The organism is Photobacterium satsumensis, from assembly GCF_050336935.1.
GTDB lineage: Bacteria > Pseudomonadota > Gammaproteobacteria > Enterobacterales > Vibrionaceae > Photobacterium > Photobacterium satsumensis.
Window position 1 is genome coordinate 299,791 of sequence record NZ_JAKJSK010000008.1, and the last position, 26,513, is coordinate 326,303.

Here is a 26,513-nt window from a genome sequence, read left to right on the forward strand (position 1 = left end):
CGTATACGTATACCAAACGGCATAGTTAGCGCTAAAACGGGCTGAGAGCCAATTTAAGACGATATCTATAACGTCTAGTACCATACGTGCAAGGTGCGAGAATATAGCATATTTCAGCCCAGATAGGCACACCTTTCACCATTATGTTGTGAGTAATTTAGCGGATTGAAAAAAAATCGAAAGCACTAATCTAAGTATTACCTTACTGACAGCCTGTTTTTTGCTCAAAGCTTGTTTTTTATTACTTTTCTTAGTTTTGATTCTGGCACGTTTAATTTGCAACCAATTGTAAATTATTGAGCAAGATCGGAAATACGCCACTTCTCCACCGTCCTGACCAAAAGCTGAACAAAAAACTGATCATTATCAATTTTGCTTTTATGCAGTTAGGTACAATTGAACCCGCAAGAACAAAATCTAAGATTCCAAAAATCAAACATTAAGCGAGGTCAATTATGTTAGGCAGAGTAATCACAACACTTGGTATGTGTATCATTGGCGGCAAATATCTTCTTATGCTCATAATCGCCGGTATCGCCATGACAACAGGTGGTGTACAGGCTGATATGATGCAGCTAGCCATGCTAGAACCAGCTGAGTAAAACCTATGCAAACACGGAATGTTTATCGGGCTTAAAAGTCACAATGCGAACCTAACGCATCACTGCTTTTAAGCCTGAATTGTTTATAAGGGCAGCGAAACTCCTTTTACTTCTCCTTTTCGAAGCTGTTCGCGTCTCTTGTTACAGCCTATGGCTAATTCTGTCGCTCTTCGTTCCTTTTCAGAGCGACAGCCATCTCCCCACTCTTAATTCTCTTTACATGCCAATAATTTCTCTCTAACACCTGCACCTTCAATAAGCTTGGGTATATAATGCCGCTATCAGAAAGGAATATGGCAAAGATTCATGACCAAGCAGTTGAATGTAGACCCAGCAGAAATCAGCAAATTCGAACAAATGGCGTCCCGTTGGTGGGATTTGGAAGGTGAGTTCAAGCCTCTACACCAAATCAACCCTCTACGCCTCAACTACGTGATTGATCGTGCCGAAGGACTCTTTGGCAAAAAGGTACTCGACGTCGGGTGCGGCGGTGGTATTTTGGCCGAGAGTATGGCCGTCGAAGGTGCTGAGGTAACGGGGCTGGATATGGGTAAGGAGCCGTTGACCGTGGCCCGCCTGCACGCTCTGGAAACGGGCACCAAACTTGAGTATGTCCAGCGCACGGCAGAAGAGCATGCCGAGCTTTTTCCAGAAACCTACGATGTCGTGACCTGCATGGAAATGCTGGAACATGTGCCTGATCCGGCATCAGTCATCGCCTCTTGTGCCAAAATGGTCAAGCCTGGCGGGCACGTGTTTTTCTCAACCCTCAACCGTAACTTCAAATCATACCTGTTCGCCATTGTCGGCGCCGAACAGCTACTGAAGTTGGTTCCCAAGGGGACCCACGACCACGAGAAATTTATCCGCCCATCAGAATTGCTAGATATGATTGACGCCACACCGCTGCAAGACCGTCATATGACCGGCCTGCACTACAACCCCCTGACCGACCGCTACTGGCTGGGCAACAATGTTGATGTGAACTACATCGTTCATACCACGATGCTGTAGCAGCAAACACCGCTATACCCAGTATCAAGTTCCTTTTCGCTAGGGTGGATCCACCCTAGCGACTGCGATAGGCGCATTCTTGTTTCATTGAGCACCTCCCCTCTTCATCCATCAATCACCGCTTTGCTATCAGCAGGGAATTATTGCAATAGATCGTACTGATCGCTTTTTCCTCTATTGCCACGTATATACTCATTGATATACCCAGTAATGCCCCCCTTTTCGATACAAGGATCTGTATATGGCGACGAAGAAAAAAGCGATATTGTTCGATCTAGATGGCACCCTGCTAGATACCGCTCCGGACATGGCAAATGCGGCTAACCGGGTACTCGCCGATCACAACCAACCGCCGCTGACCCAGCAACAAATCCAGGCCAACACCAGCATGGGCGCCAAGGGATTGCTGACCGCCGGGTTTGGTCGCATTCCCGAACACCTCGATATCATGGCGCTGAGGGAAGATTTTTTGCGCTATTACCAAGACAATATTTGTGTCAACACATCGCTCTACCACGGCGTGGTTGCCCTGCTTGAACAACTGGATGAAAAAGGGATCAACTGGGGGATCATGACGAACAAACCTGGCTTCCTGACCGACATGCTGCTCCCCTTCTTTCCCGAATTGCTCCGCGCTAAAACGGTTGTCTGTGGCGATACCCTTGCTGTCGCCAAACCCCACCCCGAACCGTTACTCCATGCCAGCAAGCAAATGGGCGTTGATCACCGCGACTGCATTTATATCGGTGATATTGAAAAAGACATGATCGCCGCCAAAGCCGCCAACATGGCTGGCTATGTCGCAGGTTGGGGATATATTGGCGATGAGCATACGCCCTCAGATTGGAATGCGCTTGGGGTGCTGACTCACCCTAGTGAGATTTTAGCGGTCGTCAGCAGCTAGAAAAACGAGTGCGCGCCACTAGCAACGTGCCACTAACTAACCAAGAAATAACCAAAAAAAATGAACTTTATCAACACGTCCAACGCCTGTAAAAAATCAAGGATTTTTTTTTTGCAGGCGCTTTTTTTAACCTCAAAAAATTTTGATTTTTCCTATGATATTGTCACACCTGCGCAAATCAGTTAGTGGGCACTAACTTAATTTTATGAATCCCCATGTTATCCACAGCCGGTTAAAAATTACCGCCTTGCATTACCCCCCTCTCACCACTATCTTGTAACACTATAAGCTCAACACCCCAATATATAGTGTTTTAACAGGCAATCAGAAATCCAACAAAGATCACAATCTTTGCTAACATTATTGCTAAAAGTTACAAAAAACACTGCTATTGATGGAAATCTGGGAAAACTACCAAAAATGAATCAACAGCTCACTGTTACCAAGCGTGATGGACGCACAGAAAGTATCGACCTCGACAAAATCCACCGAGTCATCACTTGGGCCGCCGAAGGCTTAGAGAATGTCTCGGTTTCACAGGTCGAACTCAAATCTCATATTCAGTTCTATGAAGGGATCAAGACTGAAGACATTCACGAGACCATCATTAAAGCTGCAGCTGATCTGATCTCTGAAGAAACACCAGATTACCAATATCTGGCTGCTCGTCTGGCTATCTTCCACCTGCGTAAGAAAGCCTACGGCCAATTCGAGCCACCAACGCTGTTTGACCATGTGACGAACCTTGTCAATAAAGGTAAGTACGACAAGCATTTGCTTGAAGACTACAGCCGTGAAGAATTTGATCTGATGGAAGACTACATCGATCACTGGCGTGATATGAACTTCTCTTATGCTGCCGTAAAGCAGTTGGAAGGTAAGTATCTGGTTCAGAACCGTGTTAGCGGTGAAATCTTCGAAAGCGCCCAGTTCCTGTACATGATGATCGCCGCTTGCCTGTTCGGCAAATACCCGCGCGATACCCGTATGGGCTACATCAAGCGCTTCTACGATGCAGTGTCTCAATTCAAGATCTCACTGCCGACGCCAATTATGTCAGGTGTGCGTACACCAACTCGCCAGTTCAGCTCATGTGTACTGATCGAGTGTGATGACAGCCTAGATTCCATCAATGCCACAGCCAGTGCGATTGTTCGTTACGTGTCGCAGCGTGCCGGTATCGGTATCAATGCTGGCCGTATTCGTGCCCTAGGGTCTGAAATCCGTGGCGGTGAAGCTTTCCACACTGGCTGTATCCCATTCTACAAATACTTCCAAACAGCCGTTAAGTGTTGTTCACAAGGTGGTGTTCGTGGTGGTGCTGCGACCTTGTTCTACCCAATGTGGCATGGTGAAGTAGAATCACTGCTTGTACTTAAGAACAACCGCGGCGTTGAAGAAAACCGTGTTCGCCACATGGACTACGGCGTGCAAATCAACAAACTGATGTACACCCGCCTGATCAAAGGCGAAAACATCAGCTTGTTCTCGCCGTCTGATGTTCCAGGGCTGTACGATGCATTCTTTGCCGATCAAGTAGAATTCGAGCGCCTGTACGTGAAATACGAGCAGGACAGCAGCATCAAGCGTAAGACAATTAAAGCCATTGAGCTTTTCTCGCTACTGATGCAAGAGCGTGCATCAACTGGCCGTATCTACATTCAGAACGTCGACCACTGTAATACCCACAGCCCGTTCGACCCAAGTGTAGCGCCAATCCGCCAGTCTAACCTGTGTCTGGAAATTGCACTTCCAACCAAACCACTGAACAATGTGGAAGACGAAAACGGTGAGATCGCCCTGTGTACGCTATCGGCGTTCAACCTTGGCGCCATTGATACACTGGACGACCTGGAAGAGCTGGCTGACCTAACGGTACGTGCCCTCGATGCGCTTCTGGATTACCAAGACTACCCGTTGCCTGCGGCTTACCGTTCAACCATGAACCGCCGTACTCTGGGTGTGGGTGTGATTAACTTTGCTTACTACCTAGCGAAGCACGGCGTACGCTACTCTGATGGCAGCGCAAACAACCTGACCCACGAAGCGTTCGAAGCGATTCAGTACTACTTGCTGAAAGCGTCTGTTGGCTTGGCGAAAGAGCAAGGTGCTTGCCCGCTATTCAACGAGACGACTTACGCACAGGGCATTCTACCTATCGATACCTACAAGAAAGATATCGATAAAGTGTGCACCGCCGAGCTACGTTACGACTGGGAAGCGCTACGTGAGGAAATCAAGACCCACGGCTTGCGCAACTCAACCCTGTCGGCCCTGATGCCATCAGAAACCTCGTCGCAGATTTCAAACGCGACCAACGGTATTGAGCCGCCACGTGGTTTCGTCTCTGTCAAAGCATCGAAAGACGGTATTTTGAAGCAGGTTGTGCCGGAGTACAGCAAGTACAAAGACAACTACGAGCTGCTTTGGAACATCGGTAGCAACGACGGTTACCTGCAACTAGTTGGTATTATGCAGAAATTCATCGATCAGGCGATTTCAGCAAACACCAATTACGACCCTAGCCGACAGCAAGGCGGAAAAGTGCCTATGAAACTGTTGCTAAAAGACCTGCTTACAGCGTATAAACTCGGTGTGAAAACCTTGTACTACCACAACACCCGAGACGGCGCATCTGATAGCCAGGGTGATGTAGGCGCAGACGACTGCACAAGCTGCAAGATTTAATGATTTGAAACGGTGGGAGCTTCGGCTCCCATCGATGTTGAGGATAAGATGGCATATAGCACTTTCTGTCAAACAAATAACGACCAACTTAAAGAGCCAATGTTCTTTGGCCAACCTGTCAACGTTGCGCGTTATGACCAACAAAAATTTGAGATTTTCGAAAAGCTGATTGAAAAGCAGCTTTCTTTCTTCTGGCGCCCAGAAGAAGTGGATGTGTCCGGCGACCGTATTGACTACAACAACCTGCCAGATCACGAGCGCCACATTTTCATCAGCAACCTGAAATACCAGACCCTGCTTGATTCAATCCAAGGCCGCAGCCCGAACGTAGCCCTGCTTCCGATCGTATCGATCCCTGAGCTGGAAACCTGGATTGAGACGTGGTCGTTCTCTGAAACGATCCACTCACGCTCGTACACCCACATTATCCGTAATATCACAAATGACCCAGCGATTGTGTTTGACGATATCGTGGGTAATGAGCAGATCATCAAACGTGCCGGAGACATCTCCAAGTACTACGATGCGCTGATCGCAGCAACCAGCGATTACCACCGACTAGGTGAAGGGGTGCACAACGTCAACGGCCAAACCATTACGGTGAACCTGCGTGACATCAAGAAAAAGCTTTACCTGTGCATGATGTCAGTGAACGCGCTGGAAGCTATCCGTTTCTACGTCAGCTTTGCTTGTTCATTTGCCTTTGCCGAGCGTGAACTGATGGAAGGCAACGCCAAAATCATCAAGCTGATAGCCCGTGATGAAGCCTTGCACCTAACCGGCACTCAGCACATCCTGAATCTGCTGCGCACCGGCCAAGACGATCCTGAAATGGCTGAGATTGCTGAAGAGTGCAAAGATGAATGCTTTGCTATTTTCCGTGATGCTGCCGAGCAGGAAAAAGAGTGGGCAGAGTACCTGTTCAAGGACGGTTCAATGATCGGCCTGAACAAAGATATCCTATGCCAGTACGTTGAGTACATTACCAACCTACGCATGGCAGCTGTGGGCCTTGAGCATGCCTATCCGGGCGCGACTCAGAACCCAATCCCATGGATCAACTCCTGGTTGTCATCTGACAACGTTCAGGTTGCTCCTCAGGAAGCGGAGATCAGTTCCTACCTCGTCGGCCAAATCGATAACGATGTCAGTGCCGATGATCTGGGTGATTTCGAACTATGAGTCGAGTCGCCATTCGCGTCAATGGTATAGAGGTTCACGGCAATAGCCGTGAGCCTCTGCTCGACCAACTGGAAAAAGCGGGCTTTCAACCCGAGTACCAATGCCGCAACGGTATGTGTGGCGCTTGTCGCTGCAAGCTAAAATCGGGCGCGGTCGACCAACAAGATTCCATGGCATTTATCGCCCCAAGCGAAGTCTTAGCATGTTGCTCAATCCCCAAGAGCAATGTTGATATCGAGTTCGAATACCAACTCCAGCAGCAAGATCAGCAAGCTAGCCTTTAAAAAACAGTCAGTAATCCCTACCAGGAAAAGCCGTTGGACAAGTAATCATGTCGATCGCTATAGGTAACTGACTGTTTCGAAACAGCAAACTTACTTTCCAGCCGAACCACTCTCACCCCGATAGACAATCGTGCCACGTCAGTAAACGCCCTACATACATAACCATCATATTATCAACCACTTACCTATAAATACCTTTCCTATCAATCGATAGCATCACTATTACTTATGCACTACCTTTCATTTTTACTGAACGAAAGGTTCATTAAGTCAAAATAGATTTGACCCGCTTTTTGGGCAACTATTCCGAGCAGATAAAGTTCAAGCAGATAACACAGCTTGGCTGTTTACCATCGCTTCGGAAATTATGTGTATGCAATTACTTAACCGCAATACCAACCCTACTCCCTTGCCAACCCGGCAACCCCATAACCGGAAGACTCTACACCGAAAAAAGCAAGGCTTCGTCTCATTGGTCGGCGCAGGTCCCGGCGATCCTGAGCTATTGACACTCAAGGCACTGAAATCAATCCAATCAGCCGATGTTATTTTGCATGATCATCTCGTCACCAAGGCGATCATTCAAAATGCCAAGCCTGGGACCCATATCATTGAAGTGGGCAAGAGCTATAACAACCCTTCGGCTACCCAAGAAGGGATCAATGCCATGTTGGTTTCTATGGCCCAGCGCGGGCTTCGTATCTGCCGCCTCAAAGGGGGTGACCCTTTTGTCTTTGGCCGAGGTAGCGAGGAAGCCCTCGCCTTAGAGCAAAAACAGATCCCCTTTGAGATCATTCCCGGTTTAACTGCCGCCCTGGGGTGCTGTGCCTACAGCGGTATTCCCCTCACCCACCGAGGGATCTCCCGCGGGTTTACCGTGGTCACAGCCCGCGGCAATAACGAGCAATACCAAATCAACTGGGAAAGCCTGGCAAAACTCAATCACACGCTGGTGTTTTATATGGGCCTACACTGCGCGGCATGGATTGCTTCTAGCCTTATGCTACACGGTATGGATGGAAAAACCCCCATTGCCATTATCAGCCACGGCACCCAACCCCAGCACCATCAGTTGAGCACCACGTTGATTGAACTTGAGAACTGCTTGCTTAACCACAAACCTTCAGCTCCTTCGTTAATCGTCATCGGTGAAACCGTCGATTTAGCCAATCAAATTAAATGGCACGCCAACCACCTGCAAAATGATCCGCTGTTTAACCATTCACTTGAAGGAGCTATCTGATGGCTAAATACCTTACTCTCGATGAACTCGACGAGGCGCTGACACACCTGCGTTCGCAGTACCGAGTACTTGCCCCGGCTTATGAATACCGAGGCGGTCGGTTCGCCGATACGGATAACCTGATTTATCAGGATATTGAGAATGCTGCCGATATCGTCTGGCAAGAAAAGTCCCACTTCTCACCCAAAGAAACGGTACTGCCTATCACCCAAACGTTATTTCATTTCCATGGTGATGAAATCATCGCACCTAGCGATAAAATTAAGCCAATTCTTCTGTTCGCTCGTTCGTGCGATATCCATGCCCTCGAACGACTCGATCATATGTACCTCAAGAATGGCGGCAACCGTGACTGGTATTACGATCGTGTACGCCAGAAGGTGAAACTGGTTCTGCTTGAATGCCAGACGAGTTTCGAAAACTGCTTCTGTGTTTCCATGGGTACCAATAAGACCGATGACTATGCGGCGGCAGTGCGGTTTGATGACAGCGGGGTCGAAATCAATATCAAAGATCCAAGCCTAAAAGGCTACTTTGACCTGCTAGGCTCAGAAAGCAACTTCGAACCCCGTTTTGTCACCAGCAACCCGGTCAAAGTACGCACTCCAGACCAAGTCTGCGACGACCCAGATCGGATCAGGCAAATCCTTACGCATTACCCGCTATGGCAAGAATATGACAAACGCTGTATCGGCTGTGGCCGATGCACGACGTCTTGCCCGACCTGTAGTTGTTACAGTGTTTTCGATATCAGCTACAACACTGAAGCGCGTATCGGTGAACGCCGCCGCCAACATGCCAGCTGCATGACCGGTGATTTTACTGATATGGCTGGCGGACATAATTTCCGCAACAAAACCGGAGAGCGACTGCGCTACCGTGCCTTGCACAAAGTCAATGATTACAAAGCCCGTCAAGGTAATGAGCATATGTGTGTAGGTTGTGGCCGTTGTGACGACCGTTGTCCGCACTACATTTCATTTTCCAACATCATCAATAAAATGAGTGACGTGGTAGAAAGCGTCGTAAACTCAGCAGCGCTGGAGCCGCAACATGACTGAACAATCATCCAACCACCAGTGCCAATGCCACAACAAGCACCACGAGCCAGCTGAAAACATGCTGCTACCAAAGCCTTATGAGATCCTAGCCATAGAGAAGCACACCCAGCTTGAGTGGACTTTCCGGGTCGCCAAAGACTTCGATACCCACTATGGCCAGTTCGTTGAGGTCTCTCTACCACTTGCTGGCGAAGCGCCGATCTCGGTATCTGATTACGGGGATGATTATATTGACCTGCTGATCAGGAAAGTCGGTAAAGTCACCGATAAGCTGTTTGCCCTTCATCCCGGCGACAAAGTATGGATGCGCGGCGTCCACGGCAATGGCTACCCGATGTCGGAATATGAGAAAAAGCAGGTCATCGTGATTGCAGGGGGAACCGGGGTGGCACCGGTCAAGGGGCTGCTTTCGCATTTTTGCCGCCACCCAGAAACAATAAAACAGCTGGATATGATTTTAGGCTTCAAGAACAGAGATGCCGTTCTCTTCCAGCAAGATCTTGAGCTATGGCGACATCAGCAAAATCTGATTGTCACACTGGATGAGGGCGAGCCTGATGACGAATTCTGCGTGGGACGAGTCACCGATTACATAGAGCAATTGGATTTCTCGTGCCCAGAGGCTATTCAGGCGATTGTTGTAGGTCCCCCTATCATGATCAAGTTCGTCGTGCTGGCATTACTGGAGCGCGGACTCAGCAAAGAGCAAATTTGGGTCGACTATGAACGCCGCATGGCCTGTGCGGTTGGTAAGTGTGGTCACTGCCGGATCGGTGACAAATACGTGTGCCTCGACGGCCCGGTATTTCGTTTTGACCAAGCCCAATACATGATTGACTAAGGAGCCACCATGAGTCTTGATATCGACATCATTAAAGCACGTGCCAACGGTGAATATCGCCTGTCAAAGGTGCGTGGCGAATGTATGATCAGCGTCCGTATTCCGGGCGGGATCATGCCAGCCTACCTGCTTTCAACCGCCCAGCACATTGCGGAAACGTTCGGTAATGGCGTTATCCACCTAACAACCCGTCAAAAACTCGCGATGCCGGGGATAAAGTATGAAGATATCCCGCTAGTCAACAAAGCCCTTGAGCCTTTCATCAAGGATATCACTGTCGATCTATGTGGTATTGATGTAGAAGATACCCAAGCGGGTTACCAGAGTATCGGTGGACGAAATATCGTTGCTTGCCAAGGTAGTCAGATCTGCCAAAAAGCCAACACCGACACGACGGGACTCGCACGGCGTCTTGAGCGACATGTCTACCCTCAACCCTACCACCTGAAGATAGTTCTAGTCGGTTGTCCGAATGACTGCGCCAAAGCCAACATGTCCGATTTCGGGGTACTCGGGGTGGCCAAGATTGATTTTACGAGCGATCGTTGTATTGGCTGTGGCGCCTGCGTAAGAGCTTGTGAGCACCATGCCGTTGATTGTCTCAGCCTTGAAAACGGTAAAGCCGTCAAGGAAGAGAGTAAGTGTATCGGCTGTGGCGAGTGTGTTCTGGCTTGTCCAACCCTCGCTTGGCAACGCAACCCTAAACAGTTGTACATGGTCAAGCTTGGTGGGCGGACATCGAAGAAAACCCCAAGGGTCGGTAAGCTATTTCTGAACTGGGTCACAGAGGATGTGCTTCATCAAGTCCTCGACAACCTGTTTGAGTTCGAGCAAGAGATGCTCCATGGCAACCCCGTCTATCTCCACATGGGCCACCTCATCGACAGATCTGGCTACCATGCTTTCAAAAAGCGCGTGATGGAAGGTGTCGAGCTAAACCCCGAGGCGATGGTTGCCGACCGGATCTACTGGGCTGAAGACCAATACGTCGCTAATATGCATGTAAAAGCTATCGCTCAAGGATAAGGGCAGACCAAACTAGCTAACGGTTGGGCTGCTATATTTCGGCAGCCCAACGGATTAATCCACGCCCTAGTATTTATTCTCAACTTGAGCGATACGCTGCAGCGATTCCGAGTGGCCGAACACCGGTTTGCCTTCAAGCCAACGGCGAAGCATATCCAATCCCAGCGTTGCCAATACATATCGATAATCGCGTGAGCCATAGCGGCGTTTTGTCGCGACTTGCTGCGCCCATTCCCCTTCGGGTGTCACCAGAGCCACGACCACATGCCCGTCTTGTTCAGTCCCTATCGCCAACCCAATATCCGCCTGATTTTTATCCCGCGCCACCTGAGCCATCGACAATGACGCACCTAAAGGTGCTTTATCATGATCCTCTGGGGCACTGTCTATACCGAGTATCCAAGATTGGGCAACACACCCCGCCAGACGTTCATCATCATATAGCCAACTGGTAAGAAAGCCCCCTGTATAATGCTCGGCTATCGCAAGTTTATACCCTTTGCCTGCTATCAAGTCGCCAACAGCCTGCAGCAAAGGTTGGTTATGGCCGACGAGGTTGTCCCCTAGCTGGCTGGCAATGGCATCGACCAAGGCCGGCGTCTGCTGGTGTCCCTGCGGACAAAAGACTTTCACCTCGATAAAGGGGAGTTCTGAACGGTAACCAAGCTCGAAGCCGTCCGGCAGTCGAATAGATTGTAGAGACTGGCCGATCCCGGATTCAGAGAGACCAAATGTATAAAGGCGGATGCACTCGCGGGCACTGTCATTGGCATAGTTACTGTCTAGGCGCGGTAATATTTGCTCTTGAGTCATTTTCTTGAATTCACTCGGTACACCCGGCGTAAAGAAAACCCAAGCCCTATTAATCTGCATCGCAAACCCGCAAGCTGTCCCGACCGGATTATCCAGCACTTCTGCACCTTCCGGCAGCATCGCTTGCTTAAGGTTGGTCTCGGGCATCACGCGGCCGAGCCGGGCATATTTTTCTTCCATTGCCACAACCCACTCATCAACCAACTCAAGCCCAACATCGGCAGCTATCGCAGCAGCCTGCGCAGTCAGATCATCGGTTGTCGGCCCCAGACCGCCGTTAACAAGCACCACATCGGCAGTCAGGCTACAGTGCTCGATTTCTTTGGCTAACATATCGAGCTGATCTCCGACGGTCGTCCGCCGCGACAGAGGAAAGCCCCGCTGAAAGAACAGTGACGACATCCACGCAGCATTGGTGTCGGTAATGTCTCCGTGAAGCACTTCTTCACCCGTACTTATCATTGCTATTTTCAGCATCTCTTTTCCCCGTTATGCCGACCTGCGACATCCTTTTTCTATACCAAGTCTCTATTTATCCATTCAAGCATATCTCTAACTATTTCAGCACGTTATTTTTTACGTAATCAATCACTGTCAACCAGATATCGTTCTATGACATATAAAACCCGCAGCGACTGTAATCATTAATTTACACCAAAAAACACAAAAGTTGACAGTTAAATACAATCCCTATATTGTTCACCACCAGAAGCAAGCGTTGCCAAAAGCATTGAAACCACCATTTATCACTATAAAAAATGGATCACACCATGAATAATCACCAAGTCGGCACTTTCTATCGATAGCCGCAATGGCTATATAAAGTGTAAACAAAACATGACACTTCATTGCCATTGTGGCCCTCTTTAATAAGAAAAGGGAGTAACCACAGGTGCAGACACCGCCTCCCGAGCACCAACACCTTGAATACTCGGAGCAATTGACCCCATGTCTATGAACAAGACTTTCGGCAGTATGCTGATCATCGCCGGTACAACCATTGGCGCTGGCATGCTTGCCCTTCCACTGGCCTCAGCCGGGCTTGGCTTTACCACTGCGACTTTGATTATGATTGCGATCTGGTCATTGATGACCTACACCGCACTCTTGATGCTTGAAGTTCACCAGCATGCCGATCACCAAGCGACACTCAACTCATTGGCCCGCGATTTGCTGGGCAAAAAAGGACAATATCTAGCGAATTTTGCGGTGTGTTTCCTGATGTACTCACTGTGCGCAGCATACATTGCCGGTGGAGGCGATCAGCTCAACGACAAGTTGACTAACTGGATCGGTTTGGACATTTCAGCACAAACCAGTACGGTACTGTTTACGCTCTGCATTGCCGGTGTCGTCGCTATTGGTACCCACTCGGTAGACATGGTTAACCGAGTTCTGTTTACGCTAAAAGCCATTGCCTTAGTTGTTATGCTCGGCTTGCTCGCACCGAATGTCGAAGGCGGCTACCTGGTCAACATGCCGGTTGAAAAAGGACTGATCATTTCAGCCTTACCCGTTATCTTCACTTCTTTTGGCTTCCACGGCAGTATTCCGTCTATCGTTCGCTACATCGGCTTGGATATCAAAGCGCTGAAAAAAGTCATGATCATCGGCTCTTCCCTGCCACTAGTACTCTACATTTTCTGGCAAATGACAAGCCAAGGCGTACTCAGTCAGCACGATCTGATGGCAAGCAACAGCCTTGGCTCATTTATTGGTTCGCTAAGTGAATTGCTACATAACCCAATGGTTAGCCAGTCCGTATCTATTTTTGCTGACTTGGCATTGGCCACTTCATTCTTGGGTGTCAGCCTCGGCTTGTTTGACTTTGTTGCCGACAGCTTCAAACAACATGATAAGAAGTATGGGCGACTACAGACAGCAGCTATAACATTTGTTCCACCTCTGGCTTTTGCTTTGTTCTACCCGCAAGGCTTCATCATGGCATTGGGTTTCGCTGCCATTGCTCTGGTTATCCTCGCTATTTTCCTGCCAGTCGCCATGGTAAGTGCACAGCGCAAGCAATTTGAAGAAGACCATAGTTACCAACGTACGGAGCACCAAAAGACGGGCGACCTAAGCAATGGCTACCAAGTCGCAGGCGGAAAGCCCGCAATGATTGCTGCAACCAGTGCCGGCGTGCTGATCATCACCGCCCAATTCCTGCAAATGGCAGGTTTGATCCCAGCGGTTGGCTAACCTAAACCAAAGCGGCAAGCGCAATATGCTTGCCGCTTTAGCCATCAATCCAGCAAAAAAGTTGAACAAGATTATTAATCTCAATAATCATTCATATAAATTGCTAATTTTTACAAAGTTTTTGCACAAAATTGCCTAATAATGATGAATGGCTACTAGGAATTTTTTGTCATTTCAGTGATACTTCCCACACTTTTTTATCCTATCCACCTTGATCTATTGCGGAGCGTATCTTGCGCACTTCACTTCTATCACCACTTGTTCTGGGGATTGCCGCCAGCGCCCCTGCATTCGCATGGAATGAGAATGCCAATGTTGGTTCATTCCAACAACCAACGTTTCTAAACAGCTACGCTTCCCAGCCTAGTCAGCAACATGCTTTCACCAACGGGTTTCAGTACACAGCCATGGATCAAGGCCTTTCGCTGCAACCGGCTGCCACAGAACCAACCGCCAACACGCTACCCAAGCACTTGTCAGTCGCACCGGAAAAAGACTGGGATTATCTGCTTGAGCAGTCATACACCATTTTGGGCTTAAGCGTGGCAACGGTTGGCCTGATGACCCTGCTCCCAGAAAGTGTAACCAACTGGGATCCTGAGGATACAAACTTAAAAGGCTTGGGTAAAAAGTGGTGGGACAATGTCAAGGAAGGCCCGGTTTGGGATAAGGACGACCACTACCTTAACTATATAATGCACCCGTACTTCGGTGGTGTTTACTACACCGCAGCGCGCCATTCGGGGTTTAACGAGTGGGAGTCATTTTTGTACTCAGCGACAATGTCGACATTTTTCTGGGAGTACGGCGTAGAAGCCTTCGCCGAAGTGCCTTCGATTCAAGACATTATCGTTACGCCACTGTTTGGTGCAGCGGTCGGTGAATGGATGTTCCAAACCGAGATGGAAATCACGGCTAACCGTGGCAAAGTGATGGGGTCGCAAACAATGGGTGATGTCAGTCTGTTTCTGCTCAACCCTGTCGGACATATCCACTACTGGGTCACAGACTGGTGGCGTGGTGATGCCGATGTTAGCTTTACTTACACACCGTGGTTCGGTAATACCGAAGCGGCTCACTTTGCACTCGATGCTGGTGCCGCCTACGATCCAGTCTTCGTTGGCCTAGAAGTGAAACTGGCTCTGCAATAAAATCAGAAATGACAGCAAAAAAGCGCGACATCTATCGCCTTTTTTGCTTAATTTCAAGATATTACATATTTTATTTCAGTTTTCGTGAATAAAGCTCACGATTTTATCCCGAATGCGTATTTAAAACGCCGTTTTTGATATAGCATCTGACAAATATCACAATAAATAACAAAGCCTTGGTGATGAACCAAAATTTTTCTCTCTTTGAGTTCCTGCAGACCCCTGTTTGGATTTTCGATATTCACCAAAAACGTATTCTTTGGGCCAATGCTGCTTCACTCTCTTTATGGGAAGCGGAAACGACCAGTGAACTGACTGCTCGTGATCTCAGCCTGGATATGTCAGAGGCCGTCGATGCCATCCTGGACGGCTACCTCAGCCGCTTCCATCAAGGCGAAAAAATCAAAACCTGGTGGTACTTCTCACCCAATAATGTGATCAAAAAAGCATTATGTTATTTTTCGGGTATGCCCGGTCCTGACGGTTCGACCGTCATGCTGGTTGAAGTCATCGCAGAAGAAGCGAGCCTACGGCGTGAGCTGGCATTCTCTGGCAGCTCGAACCTCGCGTTGCTGTTTGAAGAAGACGGCCGCCTGATCAGTGCCAACAATTCTTTTACCCACTCTTTTGGCGAAGACCTCGACGATCTCGCCAGTTTTCTCGGTGATGCCCAATTAGCTGAAAAATGGCTATCCACCGCCAGAACTGAAGGGGTATTGAAAAGCAAGCGACTGTGCTGGACCGGAAAAAGCCACAACTGGCTCAACATCGACGGTAAGTGGCTGTCTGATAAACATCAGCTACTACTGAGCCTAATCAACATCAGCCAGGAAAAAGAGCAGCTCCACAAAGCCAAATACAATGCCGAGCATGACTTCCTGACCGGGTTGCTAAACCGACGCGGTATCACTAATGCCATTATCGAAAACCAGCACAGCCAGCATCCTTATAGCTTGTTGTTCCTCGATATTGATGGCTTCAAGCTAGTCAATGATACCTACGGCCACGCGATTGGCGATAAGCTGCTGCGAGCGATTGCTATCCGGCTACAGGAGGAAGTCAAGTTCAAAGGGCTTCTGGCACGCTTTGGCGGCGATGAGTTTATTGTCCAAGCCGAACACCGAAACATCGACAGTTCGGCTCTGTTTGCCAAGCAGCTTATCAAAGCCCTAAACCGCCCCTTCCACCTCAAGGAAGTGGGTGAATTGTCGATTGGCTGCAGTATCGGTACATCGGATTATCCGACCGATGCGAAAGATATCGAAACGTTAGTGACCCAGGCCGATATGGCGATGCACCGTGCCAAGTTGCGTGGCCGCAATCGCAGCCATCACTTCTCGCCAGATATGGCCGATGCGCTGTATCGCAAAATGACGCTACGCCACCACCTCACATTGGCCTTGGAAGCTGAAGCGTTCGAGCTTTACTACCAGCCGATTGTTGATATGAATTCGAAGTCGCTCAAGGGTTTCGAGGCGTTGATCCGCTGGCATGATGAAGAGCTGGGGCAAGTTTCTCCGGGCGAATTCATCCCGTTGGCTGAAGAAACCGGGCAAATCGTACCGTTGGGTAAGTGGATCCTAAAAACGGCCTGCAAGCAGCTTGCCCTGTGGCGGGAAAAGTACGGCAAGTCGTTCATCATGAGTGTCAACCTGTCGCGTGCCCAGTTGCAATCAAGCTTGGCACCAACCATCGAGGGGCTTCTCATCCAGTACCAGATCCCGCCGTCACAACTTGCACTTGAGCTCACCGAGTCCACCATGCTGCAGGAATACGACGAGGCGAAACAGTGCCTTGATGATCTGGCCTCACTGGGGCTTGAACTCTATTTGGACGATTTTGGTACCGGTTACTCATCCTTGTCACAGCTACAAGACTTGCCTATCAGCACCGTTAAACTTGATCAGAGCTTTGTTCAAGGTGAGCACAAAGGGAGTCAGGCAATTATCGAAGCCACACAGGCCATCTGCGAAAAACTCGCGCTGAAAGTCGTGGCCGAAGGCGTCGAAACCGAGACGCAACTGCGCTATTTACAGCAATGCGGTTTCGACTTCTGCCAAGGGTATTATCTCGGCCGGCCACTGCCAGCCCGCGAGCACGAGGAGCGAAACTTCTCTCTGCTCAATGATATCCCGGATATAAACCCCGAAACAGTTTAACCGCCTCCTCTCGGGGATCGCTCTCGGTAGAAAACAACAAAGGCCAGTCACTGCAAATGACTGGCCTTTGTCTTAGATCTTAGATCTTAGGGCTTAGGGCTTAGTTATCAACCAACTTATCTAGGTAAACTTCGGCGCCATTCCCTGCCATATTGCAATCACACCTGAAACCGAACACAACACCAACAAGGCATAGCGCAGCCATTCCGCCTTGATAAAACGCTGTATCCGGTAAGCAAAGATACTGGCCAGAATAGGCGCTGGCATAATCATCATGCCGTACTTGAAGTGCCACCAGCTAAAGTGCCCCGTCGCAGTCAGTGCCACCAAAGACAGTACACAACTAAACGCAAAATAACCGGCAAGGTTAGCCCGTAATTTTCCGGCTTCGGCGTGTTGCAGCACCAATGCCATTGGCGGGCCACCGATAGAGGTTGAGGTTCCCATCAGGCCTGAGGCAAATCCGGCCCAGAACAAGGCTTTGGGGGTTGGCTTAATCCTGACCTTCAGCAAGCTGATCACCACTGCCAGCAGTACCCCGGCACCTAACACCAAAGCCAAAGACTCCGCGGAAATGTACAACAGTAACCCACCCGCCGCGATAGTGCCCGGAACCCGGCCAACAAAAGCCGCCCCTAAACCACGAAACGACAGCTGAGCACGGTATTGCCACATATTGATCAGTGCCAGCACCAACCCCACCAAGGTAATTGTACCGGGCACAAAGCGGGGCTCAAAAAAATACACTATCGGCGCGGCAACAATCGCCATACCGAACCCCACGGTACTTTGAACAAAACACCCCGCAGCCAGGGCAATGGCACAATAAACTAATGTGCTGGTTTCCATTTAATCCTTTAACTCCGCATGAATCATAATATTTCGGGGGGTGATCGGCTTGTCACAAAATGTCCCAACCGTCACATCATAGCCGGCTTCTTCCATAAAACAGGCCCGATCATATACCAGCCACATCTCCAAAGGTCGACGGAATAATTGACGCAGCAACTCCAGCCGCTCAACCCAATCAAACCGCTGTTCACCGACATGCAGCCAGTGGTCAAAATCGATATGTTCCGGTAATACCACCCCCTTTTGATCCGCCGCCCAACGGCAGAAAGCCTCAAAGCCATCGTTGAACAAGGCCTTTTGGACATTAGGCACCGGCAGGTAATCATCCTCTCCGGTCACACTCCGTTGCAGGCTGTCAAAGCCAAGCCGGAAGCTCACCTCCACAAAACGCAGGTTACGCACCCGGTTACCTGCCGTCACCGTCTCCTGCAAAGGCAAACGAAGATCATGCTTGCTGAGCCGCAACACACTTTGTTTCGCTGGCGTAGACATCGGCTGATAAGCCTTGTCCCTGATCAGGTGGTAGCAGCACGGTGATACACTCACCGCTTGTCCCTTACGCTCAGCGACGCGCTGCAACAGCGAGACATGAAGATCACCACAGGCATGTAAAGCAACCGCATGCTGCCGAGATAGGATAAATTTTCCACTGTCTGACGAAAACGCATCGCCATGAACAAATGTCATCGGCAAAGCCAACTTGCGGGCGGCAGCTTCACCACTTTCACACAGCGCCTGTTGCCACTCTAAACTCGTCACCGACGTTCTATGGGTGGCAGCAAGTACCCGACCAAGGAAGCCTTTCCCAGCACACCACTCCAGCCATGGCAACGATAACGCCGGCAGCACTCCGTTAAAAGCTTGCAACTGCTGCCATTTTCGGCCGGGAATACCGGTGTCCAAACCACGAGGCGTAATACGCTCTACCTGGGGCAAAGCGTCAAGTGCTGCCAGTGCCTGCAGCTCTCCGGCCTGCGGGATCCATTGACTTAATACACTGGCTAACTGATCTGGATTATCTCGGAAGCTAGCAAGTTGCAGCTCATCTAAGCCAAGTAGCCAGTGTGTCAATGCCGGATGGCGCTGCTCCCATTCCGCCTGTGAAGTGGAGAATGGCATGAACTGCCACAATTCACGGGTATCCGTCAGTAAACGATCGAGTTTGGAGAAGCGCGGGGCGTGCATGGTGTACTCTTGGGTTAATCAGAAAAACCCCGGTATTGTAAACGGAAATAAACCAAATGGGCAGAAAGAGACTATTTCACGATAAGAAAGATTCACGCAAAGAGAGAGCAGGCTGCCGAGTGGCAGCCTGAGCAGGGTTATTTTACCGGTAGCGGTATCTTGGCAAACAGGGCTTCTATTTCCGCATTGGTTTTCAGCGTCACCGCCTGGTCAACGACCTCTCGGGTAAGATGAGGGGCAAAGCGCTTGATGAAGTCATACATATAGCTGCGCAGGAACGTTCCCTTCTTGAAACCTATCTTGGTGGTGCTGGCTTCAAAAATATGGCTGGCGTCAATCGCGACCAAATCACTGTCAGTGGCCGGATCCATCGCCATGCTGGCGATCACCCCAACCCCAATGCCTAAGCGCACGTAAGTCTTGATCACATCGGCATCGGTTGCCGTAAACACGATTCTCGGGGTTAGGCCCGAGCGGTTAAAGGCACTATCGAGCTCCGATCGGCCGGTAAAGCCAAATACATAGGTGACCAATGGGTATGCCGCCAAGTCATGGATGGTGATCTCTGATTTCTGCGCCAAGGGATGATCCGATTTAACCACTATCGAACGGTTCCAATGGTAACAAGGCAGCATGATCATATCTTGATAGAGATGCAACGCTTCAGTGGCAATGGCAAAGTCAGTCGTCCCCTTGGACACCGCATCGGCAAGCTGATTCGGCGTTCCTTGATGCATATGCAGTGTCACTTTAGGGTAGCGGGCGGTAAAACCCTGGATCACTGAAGGCAGAGCATACCTTGCTTGGGTATGGGTCGTCGCAATATTCAGTGTGCCCATTTCAGGATGGGTATGCTCACCCGCCACCGACTTGATACTTTCTGCCCGTGATAAAATATCCCGTGCAATCTTGACGATTGACTCACCTGCCGGTGTCACCTGAGTCAAGTGCTTACCACTTCGCTCGAAAATCTGCACCCCAAGTTCATCTTCAAGCAACCTGACTTGCTTACTGATCCCGGGCTGAGATGTATACAAGCTCTCTGCCGTTGCAGAGACATTCAGGTTGTGATTGACGACCTCGACGATATACCTTAATTGCTGTAGTTTCATGGTTCCGCCTAGTGATAGTCCATTATCATCTTTACCCTGCCTCAGGGTGTTTCCCCTGTGCTGTTTTCTGCAGGGCTTTATAACATAATGTTATATAACTTATAGACCCAGTTTCCCAGCATCGGGTGTCTAATTTCCGACAGTTAAGCAACATTTTCGACAAAAATGCCACTTACCCCCTCATTGATAGCGTTTTCATGCCCCTGTACGGAATGGATGCGATAGAAAGCGATCTCGCAGCTATGACCTATTATCGATATGGTGTATCTTATAGGGCTTCACGTAAGCACGGATGGTCTTCTACCCCATGAGCATGCCTCTAATTATTGGCCTGGTAAGCCTGTTGCTGATCTTGATTGTTGGTTACAACATCATCATTCAGTACCGACATAAGCTGGAAAGCGCAAAACAGCAGGAATTAGCAAAATTTATTGCGATTATTGATGCAACCGAAGAATTGATCAGTAACGCCCACCACCTTCCCTACAGTAAAGAACTCTTGGTTTGCCTCAATAAACGAGTCCTGTTCTCTTTGGAAGCGATGAAAGAAACAGACCCGACAGATAAGTCACTGTCACAACGTATTAGCAATGTTGCCGAGCAGATCAACCAGCTCCAAGCCAATTATTCGCAAGCTGACGTAGCGAGCTTCAAAGTCCCAAGCACCGACAAGCAAGCGCTCGGCATGCTGCAGCTTGTTAAACGCCTCAAGAACGTTGTCAAGAGCGAGCACAGCAAAGGCCGTATGCCGACCCAGGCCTTTGTCACCGAGAATGCCCGCCTAGAAGGTATCCAGCTAAGAATCAACATTGAAAACGTGATCAAGCGAGCCAATGAAGCCCGCGTCAAAAGGCAATTGGGTACAGCCAAGCAGTTGCTGAAAAAAGGGATTGATGTCTTGGCCAGCAAAAATGATGACTATGCAAACCAGGCCCGTGAAAAACTACAGAAGATACTCAAAGACATTGATAGCAGCCAGAACATGACCCATGAGCAGCAGCGCCAGCAAATGCTAGAAAAAGATCAAGACGAGCTCGATGTGCTGTTCCAACCCAAGCGGAAATGGTAAGCGCGTCTCTATTCCGTCTCTTCAGCAAGGCCACCATTCGGTGGCCTTGTTTTTTCCAGCCATTCACCGGTTAGATTGGTATACTGGACGAAAATCAACAACAAGACTCAACAAATCTAGCCCATGAATACAACCCAGCACATGATCGACACCTTGCTTGAGCCGATCAAACAGTTCCTGCAATGCGATACGCCTGACGCCTGGATCACCGAAGCCAGAAAACCAGAGAACCTGACCGCGCTGCTGGTTGACCACTGTAACTGCGAGCTTAAAGCCAGCCAGACCGCCATGTTTCTGATCCGCAAATATGCGGTAGACGCTGAAAGCGGAAAAGCACTGCTTGCTTGGGCCAAGCCTTATGAAGAGTTCGTCTATGGTATCGAGCGTGACGCCCGTCGCTTCCATGGCAAGAAAAACGGCCTTGCTGCTGAGCTGAAACCCAAAGCCGGTTTTGTCCATGGCGAAGAGCTGATCGATAAGATGGTTCGCCTGATCAAAGAAGAGTTCCATCACTTTGAGCAGGTACTGGAGATCATGGAAAACCGTGGGATCCCCTACGCCAACCTGCATGCGGGGCGTTATGCCAAAGGGCTGATGAAGATTGTTCGCACCCATGAGCCAAGCACCTTAATTGACAAGCTGATCATCGGCGCTTATATCGAAGCGCGATCGTGCGAGCGATTCGCCAAACTTGCGCCTTATCTCGATGATGAACTGAAGAAATTCTATATTTCGCTGTTACGCTCCGAAGCCCGCCATTACCAAGATTATCTTAAACTGGCCGAGCAAATCGCCGGGGAAGATATCAGTGAGCGGATCCGTGCCATTGGCGCCCGAGAAGCTGAGCTCGTCAACAGCCCTGATGACACCTTCCGCTTCCACAGTGGCGTGCCGGCATTCGCTACCGCTTAAGGCGATAGGCGATAGGCGATAGGCGATAGGCGATAGGCGATAGGCGATAGGCGATAGGCGATAGGCGATAGGCGATAGCCAGAAAAACAAAAAACCGCCTTCCGGCGGTTTTTTTGTTACTGCTATTCAGCTTTTTCTTTCTTCGGCTTCTTTCTCTTGTCGGTAATTTCCCACTTACCGTCAATGAACAGCCCCGTCCAGCCTGATGGTTTACCATCAATTTCCGAACGGATATAGTTTTCTTTCGTCTTACGGCTAAAACGAACGACTGTCGGGCGACCATCCGGGTCTTCTGTCGGAGCATCAGCCAAGTATGTGAACTTCGGCGACAGGCGATCTTTGAAACGAACCAGCTCTTCTACCAGCGGCGCACGGGTCTCACGCGATTTCGGGAAGGTGCTGGCAGCCATAAACAGGCCAGAAGCGCCATCACGCAACACGAAGTAAGCATCAGGATCCTGGGAGCAAGGTAGCTCAGGTAGATGTACCGGATCTTCCTTCGGTGGCGCAATCTCACCGTTCTTCAAGATCTTACGGGTATTCTTACAAGTTTCACTGGTACAACCCATGTACTTACCAAAGCGACCGTTCTTGAGCTCCATATCAGAGCCACACTTGTCACATTCGATAACCGGACCGTCGTAGCCTTTCAGCTGGAACTCACCTTTCTCAACCACATAGCCATCACAGCTTGGGTTGTTACCGCACACATGCAACTTGCGCTCGGCATCGATCAGGTAGGCATCCATCGCCGTGCTACATTTCGGACAACGCTTCTTGGCACGCAGAGCGGCCGTTTCAACGTCCTCTTCCAGCACGTTGATGATACCGTCCTCATCACCCAGGTTGATCGTTGTCTTACAACGCTCCTTAGGCGGTAGTGCATAACCTGAACAACCGAGGAATACACCGGTCGACGCAGTACGGATCCCCATCGGGCGTTCACAGGTAGGGCACTTGATATCGGTCAGTACGATATTGTTCGGCTTCATGCCGCCTTCAGTTTCATCCAGCTCTGCTTTCTCAAGCTCACCAGTGAAGTCACTGAAGAATTTGTCGAGCACCGATTTCCAACCCGCATCACCTTCAGCGATTTTATCGAGGTTGCCTTCCATACGAGCAGTAAAGTCGTAGTCCATCAGATCGGCAAAGCTTTGATCAAGACGATCCGAGACAATCTCGCCCATCTTCTCGGCATAGAAACGGCGTTGATCAACACGCACATAGCCACGGTCTTGGATCGTAGAGATGATTGATGCGTAAGTTGATGGACGGCCAATGCCTCGTTTTTCCAGCTCTTTTACCAATGCTGCTTCAGTAAATCGTGCAGGTGGCTTGGTAAAATGCTGTTTCGGCTCCAACGATTCAACCTTGAGCGTATCGCCCACATGAACCATTGGTAACGTGGTATCTTCATTCTTGCCAGACGGACGCTGAACTTGTGTCCAACCCGCAAAGCGCAGGGTACGGCCTTTGGCTTTCAGGGTGAACTCACCCGCTTCCACCGTAATCGTGGTGGAGTCGTATTTCGCCGGTACCATCTGACAGGACACGAACTGACGCCAGATCAAATCGTACAGTTTGATCGCATCTTGCTCCATGCCTTCAAGGTTTTCCGCTTTCACGTCAACGCTGGAAGGACGGATAGCTTCGTGCGCTTCCTGGGCATTGCCCTTGCTACCGTACACGTTCGGTGATGACGGTAGGTAGTTATCGCCGTATTCGCCAGCGATAAACTCACGTGCCGCTTCAACCGCTTCTTTAGACAGGTTGGTCGAATCGGTACGCATATAGGTAATATAACCAGCTTCATACAAGCGCTGGGCCAAGCCCATGGTGCGCTTAACGCCATAGCCTAGACGGGTACTAGCCGCCTGCTGCAACGTCGATGTGATGTATGGTGCTGACGGCTTGCTGCTGGTTGGTCGGTCTTCGCGGTCTTTAACCTTAAAGGCAGCCTTCTCCAGCAAAGATTTTGCCGCCATGGTGTCGGCTTCATTTTCCGGACGGAATGCCTTGCCTGACTGCTGTGCCACCATCAAACGCAGTGCATCGTTGCCTGCTGTTTGGGTATTGGCATGCATGTCCCAGTATTCTTCCGGGTCAAATGCTTTGATTTCGCGTTCGCGCTCAACAATAAGCTTAACCGCAACCGACTGTACACGGCCCGCAGAAAGGCCACGTGCGACTTTCTTCCACAGCAGAGGGGAAACCATAAAGCCGACCACACGGTCAAGGAATCGACGTGCCTGCTGGGCATTCACGCCATCCATGTTCAGCTCACCCGGCTGCTCAAAAGCCTGCTGGATAGCATTTTTGGTGATTTCGTTGAAAACCACTCGCTTATAACGTGCATCATCGCCGCCGATGATCTCACGAAGGTGCCACGCAATAGCTTCCCCTTCGCGGTCCAAATCGGTTGCGAGATAAACGAAGTCAGCATCTTCCGCTAGCTTCTGTAGTTCGTTGACCACTTTTTCCTTACCGGGAAGCACTTCGTATTGGGCAGCCCAGTCATTATATGGGTCCACGCCCATTTTATTGATCAGCGCTTTGCGATCTTTTTCTTTTTTGATGCGCGCTTTTTCTTCAGCGCTCAAGCCCTTGGTTGAAGTAGGCGCCGCTTTCTTACCAGTGCTACGCGCACCAGTAGGCAAGTCACGAACGTGACCGACGCTTGACTTAACAACGAAGTCCTTACCCAAGTACTTATTGATCGTCTTCGCCTTGGCTGGGGACTCCACAATAACGAGTGATTTACCCATAATAATTCTATTACGTCCTCGTGCTCACAAAACTTAAAATTAAAACAACTAGTTGCACGCTAAAAACTAGAGCTAGCACGGCAACGCTGGTACACCAAACTGATTAAGTAACTATTTAAATCGCGAAATCCAACCGGTTGAGGACAGCTCCGGATAACTAGTTACGTAATGTGATTGGTATTTACATATTGGGCTACAATCGGAGAAGGTCAACTGCTTTTTAACAAAACGAGACCGTTTGGTTGTCCCTTCCCCACTTGTTAACAGACGGTTACACCACTTAGTAAATAGGAAAAAAACGTGCCGACAAGCTAGGCTGCCACGCGATATTCCTCTCATTTATACCGTAAGACTGAAAAACATCTACCACAATGGGCGCTAATCATTACCACCTCAGCACCGGTTTGACTATAAAAAACCACTATTTTTTGCCGTCGCTCACAAATTTTCGGCAATTCATAAGGTTAATGCCTAATCTTTATACCCTGCTGATTTCCCCGCTAGCTGCACAAAAACCATCACGGCCTTTCTTTCAAGATATAGCCAGACATAGCGAAAAATCAACAACGCCACGAAAATGGCATCCGATAAGGCTTTCAAAATTTGTCATCCCGAATCAACTCAAATACACTTAGCCACCTTGGCCGAAAACCCAACCGGCGAACTGCTGTGAGATGAGAGAGACACAATGAGCACCAAAGAATCCATTGCAAATGATGAGCTGCTGATGATTGCCAACCAGCTGATCCAAGATCATGAAGCCTACATTGACGGTATGCGTGCCAACTCTGTTGAAGAACGTGCCGGGGTATTGATTTTCAAAGGCGAGTATTTCCTCGATGACAACGGTCTGCCGACAGAAAAGACCACGGCAGTATTCAATATGTTTAAATACCTTGCCCACCAGCTTTCGCCGAAATTCACCCTCGGTAACTAATGTAATACCGAATAGAAACAGCCCCGCACAAAGCGGGGCTGTTACATTCTAGAAGACAAAAAACGCTTACATATCAATGGTCATCGTATCTTTGTCATCCTTGGACTCGTTGTCCGCACGTGGCCCCGACGGCGGCGCACCACGCCCCTTAGGATCGGCACCAAACTGATTATCTCCCACTGTGCCATCTAAGATACCCAGCTCAACAATCACAAAGATCGGCCCGATCAAAGGCAAGAATGTCAGAATGATCCACCAAGCGCTTTTATTGCGATCATGCAGGCGCTTTACATTCAGAGCCGCAGAGGCCCAGAACACAAATACCAAGACAATAATCGACAGAATATTAAGCAACGGATTACCCGAATTTTCCGGTGTGGTGTAGAGAAACACCGGCAACGATACCAGCAGCACGGGAATGCTATACAACCAATAATCCCGGCGCCGCATCCGTCCCTGAAATGAAAACAAGGCCCACTTTTGACCCATCGTAACCTCTTTATACAATTGGACG

At 49.5% G+C, this 26,513-nt stretch carries 22 protein-coding genes; 16 read left to right on the forward strand and 6 right to left on the reverse strand.

The genetic code is table 11. The features are described 5' to 3' along the window. The first annotated feature begins 455 nt into the window (after positions 1-455). From L4D79_RS17535 to asrC, 10 genes are all read left to right on the forward strand, one after another. Complete coding sequence (locus tag L4D79_RS17535) at positions 456-602, forward strand: hypothetical protein (protein ID WP_428652857.1); 147 nt, start codon at positions 456-458, stop codon at positions 600-602. Positions 603-908: 306 nt separating this feature from the next. After that, positions 909-1,616, forward strand: a complete 708-nt coding sequence (gene ubiG / locus L4D79_RS17540; protein WP_428652858.1) for a bifunctional 2-polyprenyl-6-hydroxyphenol methylase/3-demethylubiquinol 3-O-methyltransferase UbiG — start codon at positions 909-911, stop codon at positions 1,614-1,616. A gap of 241 nt (positions 1,617-1,857) precedes the next feature. Continuing rightward, a complete protein-coding gene (locus tag L4D79_RS17545) occupies positions 1,858-2,520 on the forward strand; it encodes an HAD family hydrolase (RefSeq protein ID WP_428652859.1) in 663 nt (220 codons plus the stop codon). A gap of 420 nt (positions 2,521-2,940) precedes the next feature. Then, positions 2,941-5,208, forward strand: a complete 2,268-nt coding sequence (nrdA, locus tag L4D79_RS17550; RefSeq protein ID WP_428652860.1) for a class 1a ribonucleoside-diphosphate reductase subunit alpha — start codon at positions 2,941-2,943, stop codon at positions 5,206-5,208. A gap of 48 nt (positions 5,209-5,256) precedes the next feature. Then, on the forward strand, positions 5,257-6,390 hold the full coding sequence (nrdB, locus tag L4D79_RS17555; RefSeq protein WP_428652861.1) for a class Ia ribonucleoside-diphosphate reductase subunit beta: 1,134 nt from the start codon (positions 5,257-5,259) through the stop codon (positions 6,388-6,390). Continuing rightward, positions 6,387-6,674 (forward strand): class I ribonucleotide reductase maintenance protein YfaE, encoded by a 288-nt coding sequence (gene yfaE, locus L4D79_RS17560; RefSeq protein WP_428652862.1) that lies wholly within the window; start codon positions 6,387-6,389, stop codon positions 6,672-6,674. Before nrdB ends, yfaE begins: the two co-directional genes overlap by 4 nt. Positions 6,675-7,047: 373 nt before the next feature. After that, on the forward strand, positions 7,048-7,917 hold the full coding sequence (gene cobA, locus L4D79_RS17565) for a uroporphyrinogen-III C-methyltransferase (protein ID WP_428652863.1): 870 nt from the start codon (positions 7,048-7,050) through the stop codon (positions 7,915-7,917). Then, a complete protein-coding gene (gene asrA, locus L4D79_RS17570; protein ID WP_428652864.1) occupies positions 7,917-8,978 on the forward strand; it encodes an anaerobic sulfite reductase subunit AsrA in 1,062 nt (353 codons plus the stop codon). Before cobA ends, asrA begins: the two co-directional genes overlap by 1 nt. Beyond that, positions 8,971-9,819 carry an anaerobic sulfite reductase subunit AsrB gene (gene asrB / locus L4D79_RS17575; RefSeq protein ID WP_428652865.1) on the forward strand — a complete coding sequence of 283 codons (849 nt, stop codon included), beginning with the start codon at positions 8,971-8,973 and terminating at the stop codon, positions 9,817-9,819. The genes asrA and asrB overlap by 8 nt, the downstream gene beginning before the upstream one ends. 9 nt (positions 9,820-9,828) lie before the next feature. Beyond that, positions 9,829-10,845, forward strand: a complete 1,017-nt coding sequence (gene asrC, locus L4D79_RS17580) for a sulfite reductase subunit C (RefSeq protein ID WP_428652866.1) — start codon at positions 9,829-9,831, stop codon at positions 10,843-10,845. Positions 10,846-10,911: 66 nt separating this feature from the next. Here asrC and L4D79_RS17585 read toward each other — a convergent pair whose 3' ends face one another. Further along, complete coding sequence (locus L4D79_RS17585) at positions 10,912-12,135, reverse strand: CinA family nicotinamide mononucleotide deamidase-related protein (protein WP_428652867.1); 1,224 nt, start codon at positions 12,133-12,135, stop codon at positions 10,912-10,914. A gap of 471 nt (positions 12,136-12,606) precedes the next feature. Here L4D79_RS17585 and L4D79_RS17590 point away from each other — a divergent pair, with 471 nt between their 5' ends. From L4D79_RS17590 to L4D79_RS17600, 3 genes are all read left to right on the forward strand, one after another. Continuing rightward, positions 12,607-13,857, forward strand: a complete 1,251-nt coding sequence (locus L4D79_RS17590; RefSeq protein ID WP_428652868.1) for an aromatic amino acid transporter — start codon at positions 12,607-12,609, stop codon at positions 13,855-13,857. 233 nt (positions 13,858-14,090) lie between these two features. Then, positions 14,091-15,008: a DUF3943 domain-containing protein gene (locus L4D79_RS17595; RefSeq protein ID WP_428652869.1), complete on the forward strand. Its 918-nt coding sequence runs from the start codon at positions 14,091-14,093 to the stop codon at positions 15,006-15,008. Between the two features lie 182 nt (positions 15,009-15,190). Further along, positions 15,191-17,167, forward strand: a complete 1,977-nt coding sequence (locus L4D79_RS17600; RefSeq protein WP_428652870.1) for a putative bifunctional diguanylate cyclase/phosphodiesterase — start codon at positions 15,191-15,193, stop codon at positions 17,165-17,167. A gap of 120 nt (positions 17,168-17,287) precedes the next feature. On the opposite strand, the gene L4D79_RS17605 is transcribed toward L4D79_RS17600, so the two are convergent. From L4D79_RS17605 to cysB, 3 genes are all read right to left on the reverse strand, one after another. After that, entirely contained in the window at positions 17,288-18,016 is a 729-nt protein-coding gene (locus L4D79_RS17605) for a sulfite exporter TauE/SafE family protein (RefSeq protein ID WP_428652871.1), read from the reverse strand. Further along, on the reverse strand, positions 18,017-19,204 hold the full coding sequence (locus tag L4D79_RS17610) for a methyltransferase (RefSeq protein ID WP_428652872.1): 1,188 nt from the start codon (positions 19,202-19,204) through the stop codon (positions 18,017-18,019). Positions 19,205-19,341: 137 nt separating this feature from the next. Continuing rightward, positions 19,342-20,316, reverse strand: coding sequence for an HTH-type transcriptional regulator CysB (cysB, locus tag L4D79_RS17615; protein WP_428652873.1), 975 nt, complete (start codon positions 20,314-20,316; stop codon positions 19,342-19,344). A gap of 307 nt (positions 20,317-20,623) precedes the next feature. Between cysB and L4D79_RS17620 the strand changes: the two genes are divergently transcribed. Further along, a complete protein-coding gene (locus tag L4D79_RS17620) occupies positions 20,624-21,385 on the forward strand; it encodes a DNA repair protein (RefSeq protein ID WP_428652874.1) in 762 nt (253 codons plus the stop codon). Positions 21,386-21,508: 123 nt separating this feature from the next. Further along, positions 21,509-22,297, forward strand: coding sequence for a tRNA isopentenyl-2-thiomethyl-A-37 hydroxylase MiaE (gene miaE, locus L4D79_RS17625; RefSeq protein ID WP_428652875.1), 789 nt, complete (start codon positions 21,509-21,511; stop codon positions 22,295-22,297). A 122-nt stretch (positions 22,298-22,419) separates the two neighbouring features. Here the strand turns inward: miaE and topA are convergent, their stop codons facing one another. Next, a complete protein-coding gene (gene topA, locus L4D79_RS17630) occupies positions 22,420-25,062 on the reverse strand; it encodes a type I DNA topoisomerase (protein WP_428652876.1) in 2,643 nt (880 codons plus the stop codon). 688 nt (positions 25,063-25,750) lie between these two features. Between topA and L4D79_RS17635 the strand changes: the two genes are divergently transcribed. Further along, positions 25,751-25,999: a YciN family protein gene (locus tag L4D79_RS17635; RefSeq protein WP_428652877.1), complete on the forward strand. Its 249-nt coding sequence runs from the start codon at positions 25,751-25,753 to the stop codon at positions 25,997-25,999. A 66-nt stretch (positions 26,000-26,065) separates the two neighbouring features. Here L4D79_RS17635 and L4D79_RS17640 read toward each other — a convergent pair whose 3' ends face one another. Beyond that, positions 26,066-26,488: a DUF805 domain-containing protein gene (locus tag L4D79_RS17640; RefSeq protein WP_428652878.1), complete on the reverse strand. Its 423-nt coding sequence runs from the start codon at positions 26,486-26,488 to the stop codon at positions 26,066-26,068. Between the last annotated feature and the right edge of the window lie 25 nt (positions 26,489-26,513).

What these genes read in the sequence shown, in the direction of transcription:
- cysB (WP_428652873.1), bottom strand. Translation starts at nt 20,316, where the DNA reads ATGAAACTACAGCAATTAAGGTATATCGTCGAGGTCGTCAATCACAAC.
- topA (WP_428652876.1), bottom strand. Translation starts at nt 25,062, where the DNA reads ATGGGTAAATCACTCGTTATTGTGGAGTCCCCAGCCAAGGCGAAGACG.
- cobA (WP_428652863.1), top strand. Translation starts at nt 7,048, where the DNA reads ATGCAATTACTTAACCGCAATACCAACCCTACTCCCTTGCCAACCCGG.
- nrdB (WP_428652861.1), top strand. Translation starts at nt 5,257, where the DNA reads ATGGCATATAGCACTTTCTGTCAAACAAATAACGACCAACTTAAAGAG.
- L4D79_RS17610 (WP_428652872.1), bottom strand. Translation starts at nt 19,204, where the DNA reads ATGCACGCCCCGCGCTTCTCCAAACTCGATCGTTTACTGACGGATACC.
- L4D79_RS17635 (WP_428652877.1), top strand. Translation starts at nt 25,751, where the DNA reads ATGAGCACCAAAGAATCCATTGCAAATGATGAGCTGCTGATGATTGCC.
- L4D79_RS17545 (WP_428652859.1), top strand. Translation starts at nt 1,858, where the DNA reads ATGGCGACGAAGAAAAAAGCGATATTGTTCGATCTAGATGGCACCCTG.
- yfaE (WP_428652862.1), top strand. Translation starts at nt 6,387, where the DNA reads ATGAGTCGAGTCGCCATTCGCGTCAATGGTATAGAGGTTCACGGCAAT.
- asrC (WP_428652866.1), top strand. Translation starts at nt 9,829, where the DNA reads ATGAGTCTTGATATCGACATCATTAAAGCACGTGCCAACGGTGAATAT.
- miaE (WP_428652875.1), top strand. Translation starts at nt 21,509, where the DNA reads ATGAATACAACCCAGCACATGATCGACACCTTGCTTGAGCCGATCAAA.
- asrA (WP_428652864.1), top strand. Translation starts at nt 7,917, where the DNA reads ATGGCTAAATACCTTACTCTCGATGAACTCGACGAGGCGCTGACACAC.
- L4D79_RS17590 (WP_428652868.1), top strand. Translation starts at nt 12,607, where the DNA reads ATGTCTATGAACAAGACTTTCGGCAGTATGCTGATCATCGCCGGTACA.
- L4D79_RS17600 (WP_428652870.1), top strand. Translation starts at nt 15,191, where the DNA reads ATGAACCAAAATTTTTCTCTCTTTGAGTTCCTGCAGACCCCTGTTTGG.
- L4D79_RS17605 (WP_428652871.1), bottom strand. Translation starts at nt 18,016, where the DNA reads ATGGAAACCAGCACATTAGTTTATTGTGCCATTGCCCTGGCTGCGGGG.
- nrdA (WP_428652860.1), top strand. Translation starts at nt 2,941, where the DNA reads ATGAATCAACAGCTCACTGTTACCAAGCGTGATGGACGCACAGAAAGT.
- asrB (WP_428652865.1), top strand. Translation starts at nt 8,971, where the DNA reads ATGACTGAACAATCATCCAACCACCAGTGCCAATGCCACAACAAGCAC.
- L4D79_RS17640 (WP_428652878.1), bottom strand. Translation starts at nt 26,488, where the DNA reads ATGGGTCAAAAGTGGGCCTTGTTTTCATTTCAGGGACGGATGCGGCGC.
- ubiG (WP_428652858.1), top strand. Translation starts at nt 909, where the DNA reads ATGACCAAGCAGTTGAATGTAGACCCAGCAGAAATCAGCAAATTCGAA.
- L4D79_RS17535 (WP_428652857.1), top strand. Translation starts at nt 456, where the DNA reads ATGTTAGGCAGAGTAATCACAACACTTGGTATGTGTATCATTGGCGGC.
- L4D79_RS17620 (WP_428652874.1), top strand. Translation starts at nt 20,624, where the DNA reads ATGAGCATGCCTCTAATTATTGGCCTGGTAAGCCTGTTGCTGATCTTG.
- L4D79_RS17585 (WP_428652867.1), bottom strand. Translation starts at nt 12,135, where the DNA reads ATGCTGAAAATAGCAATGATAAGTACGGGTGAAGAAGTGCTTCACGGA.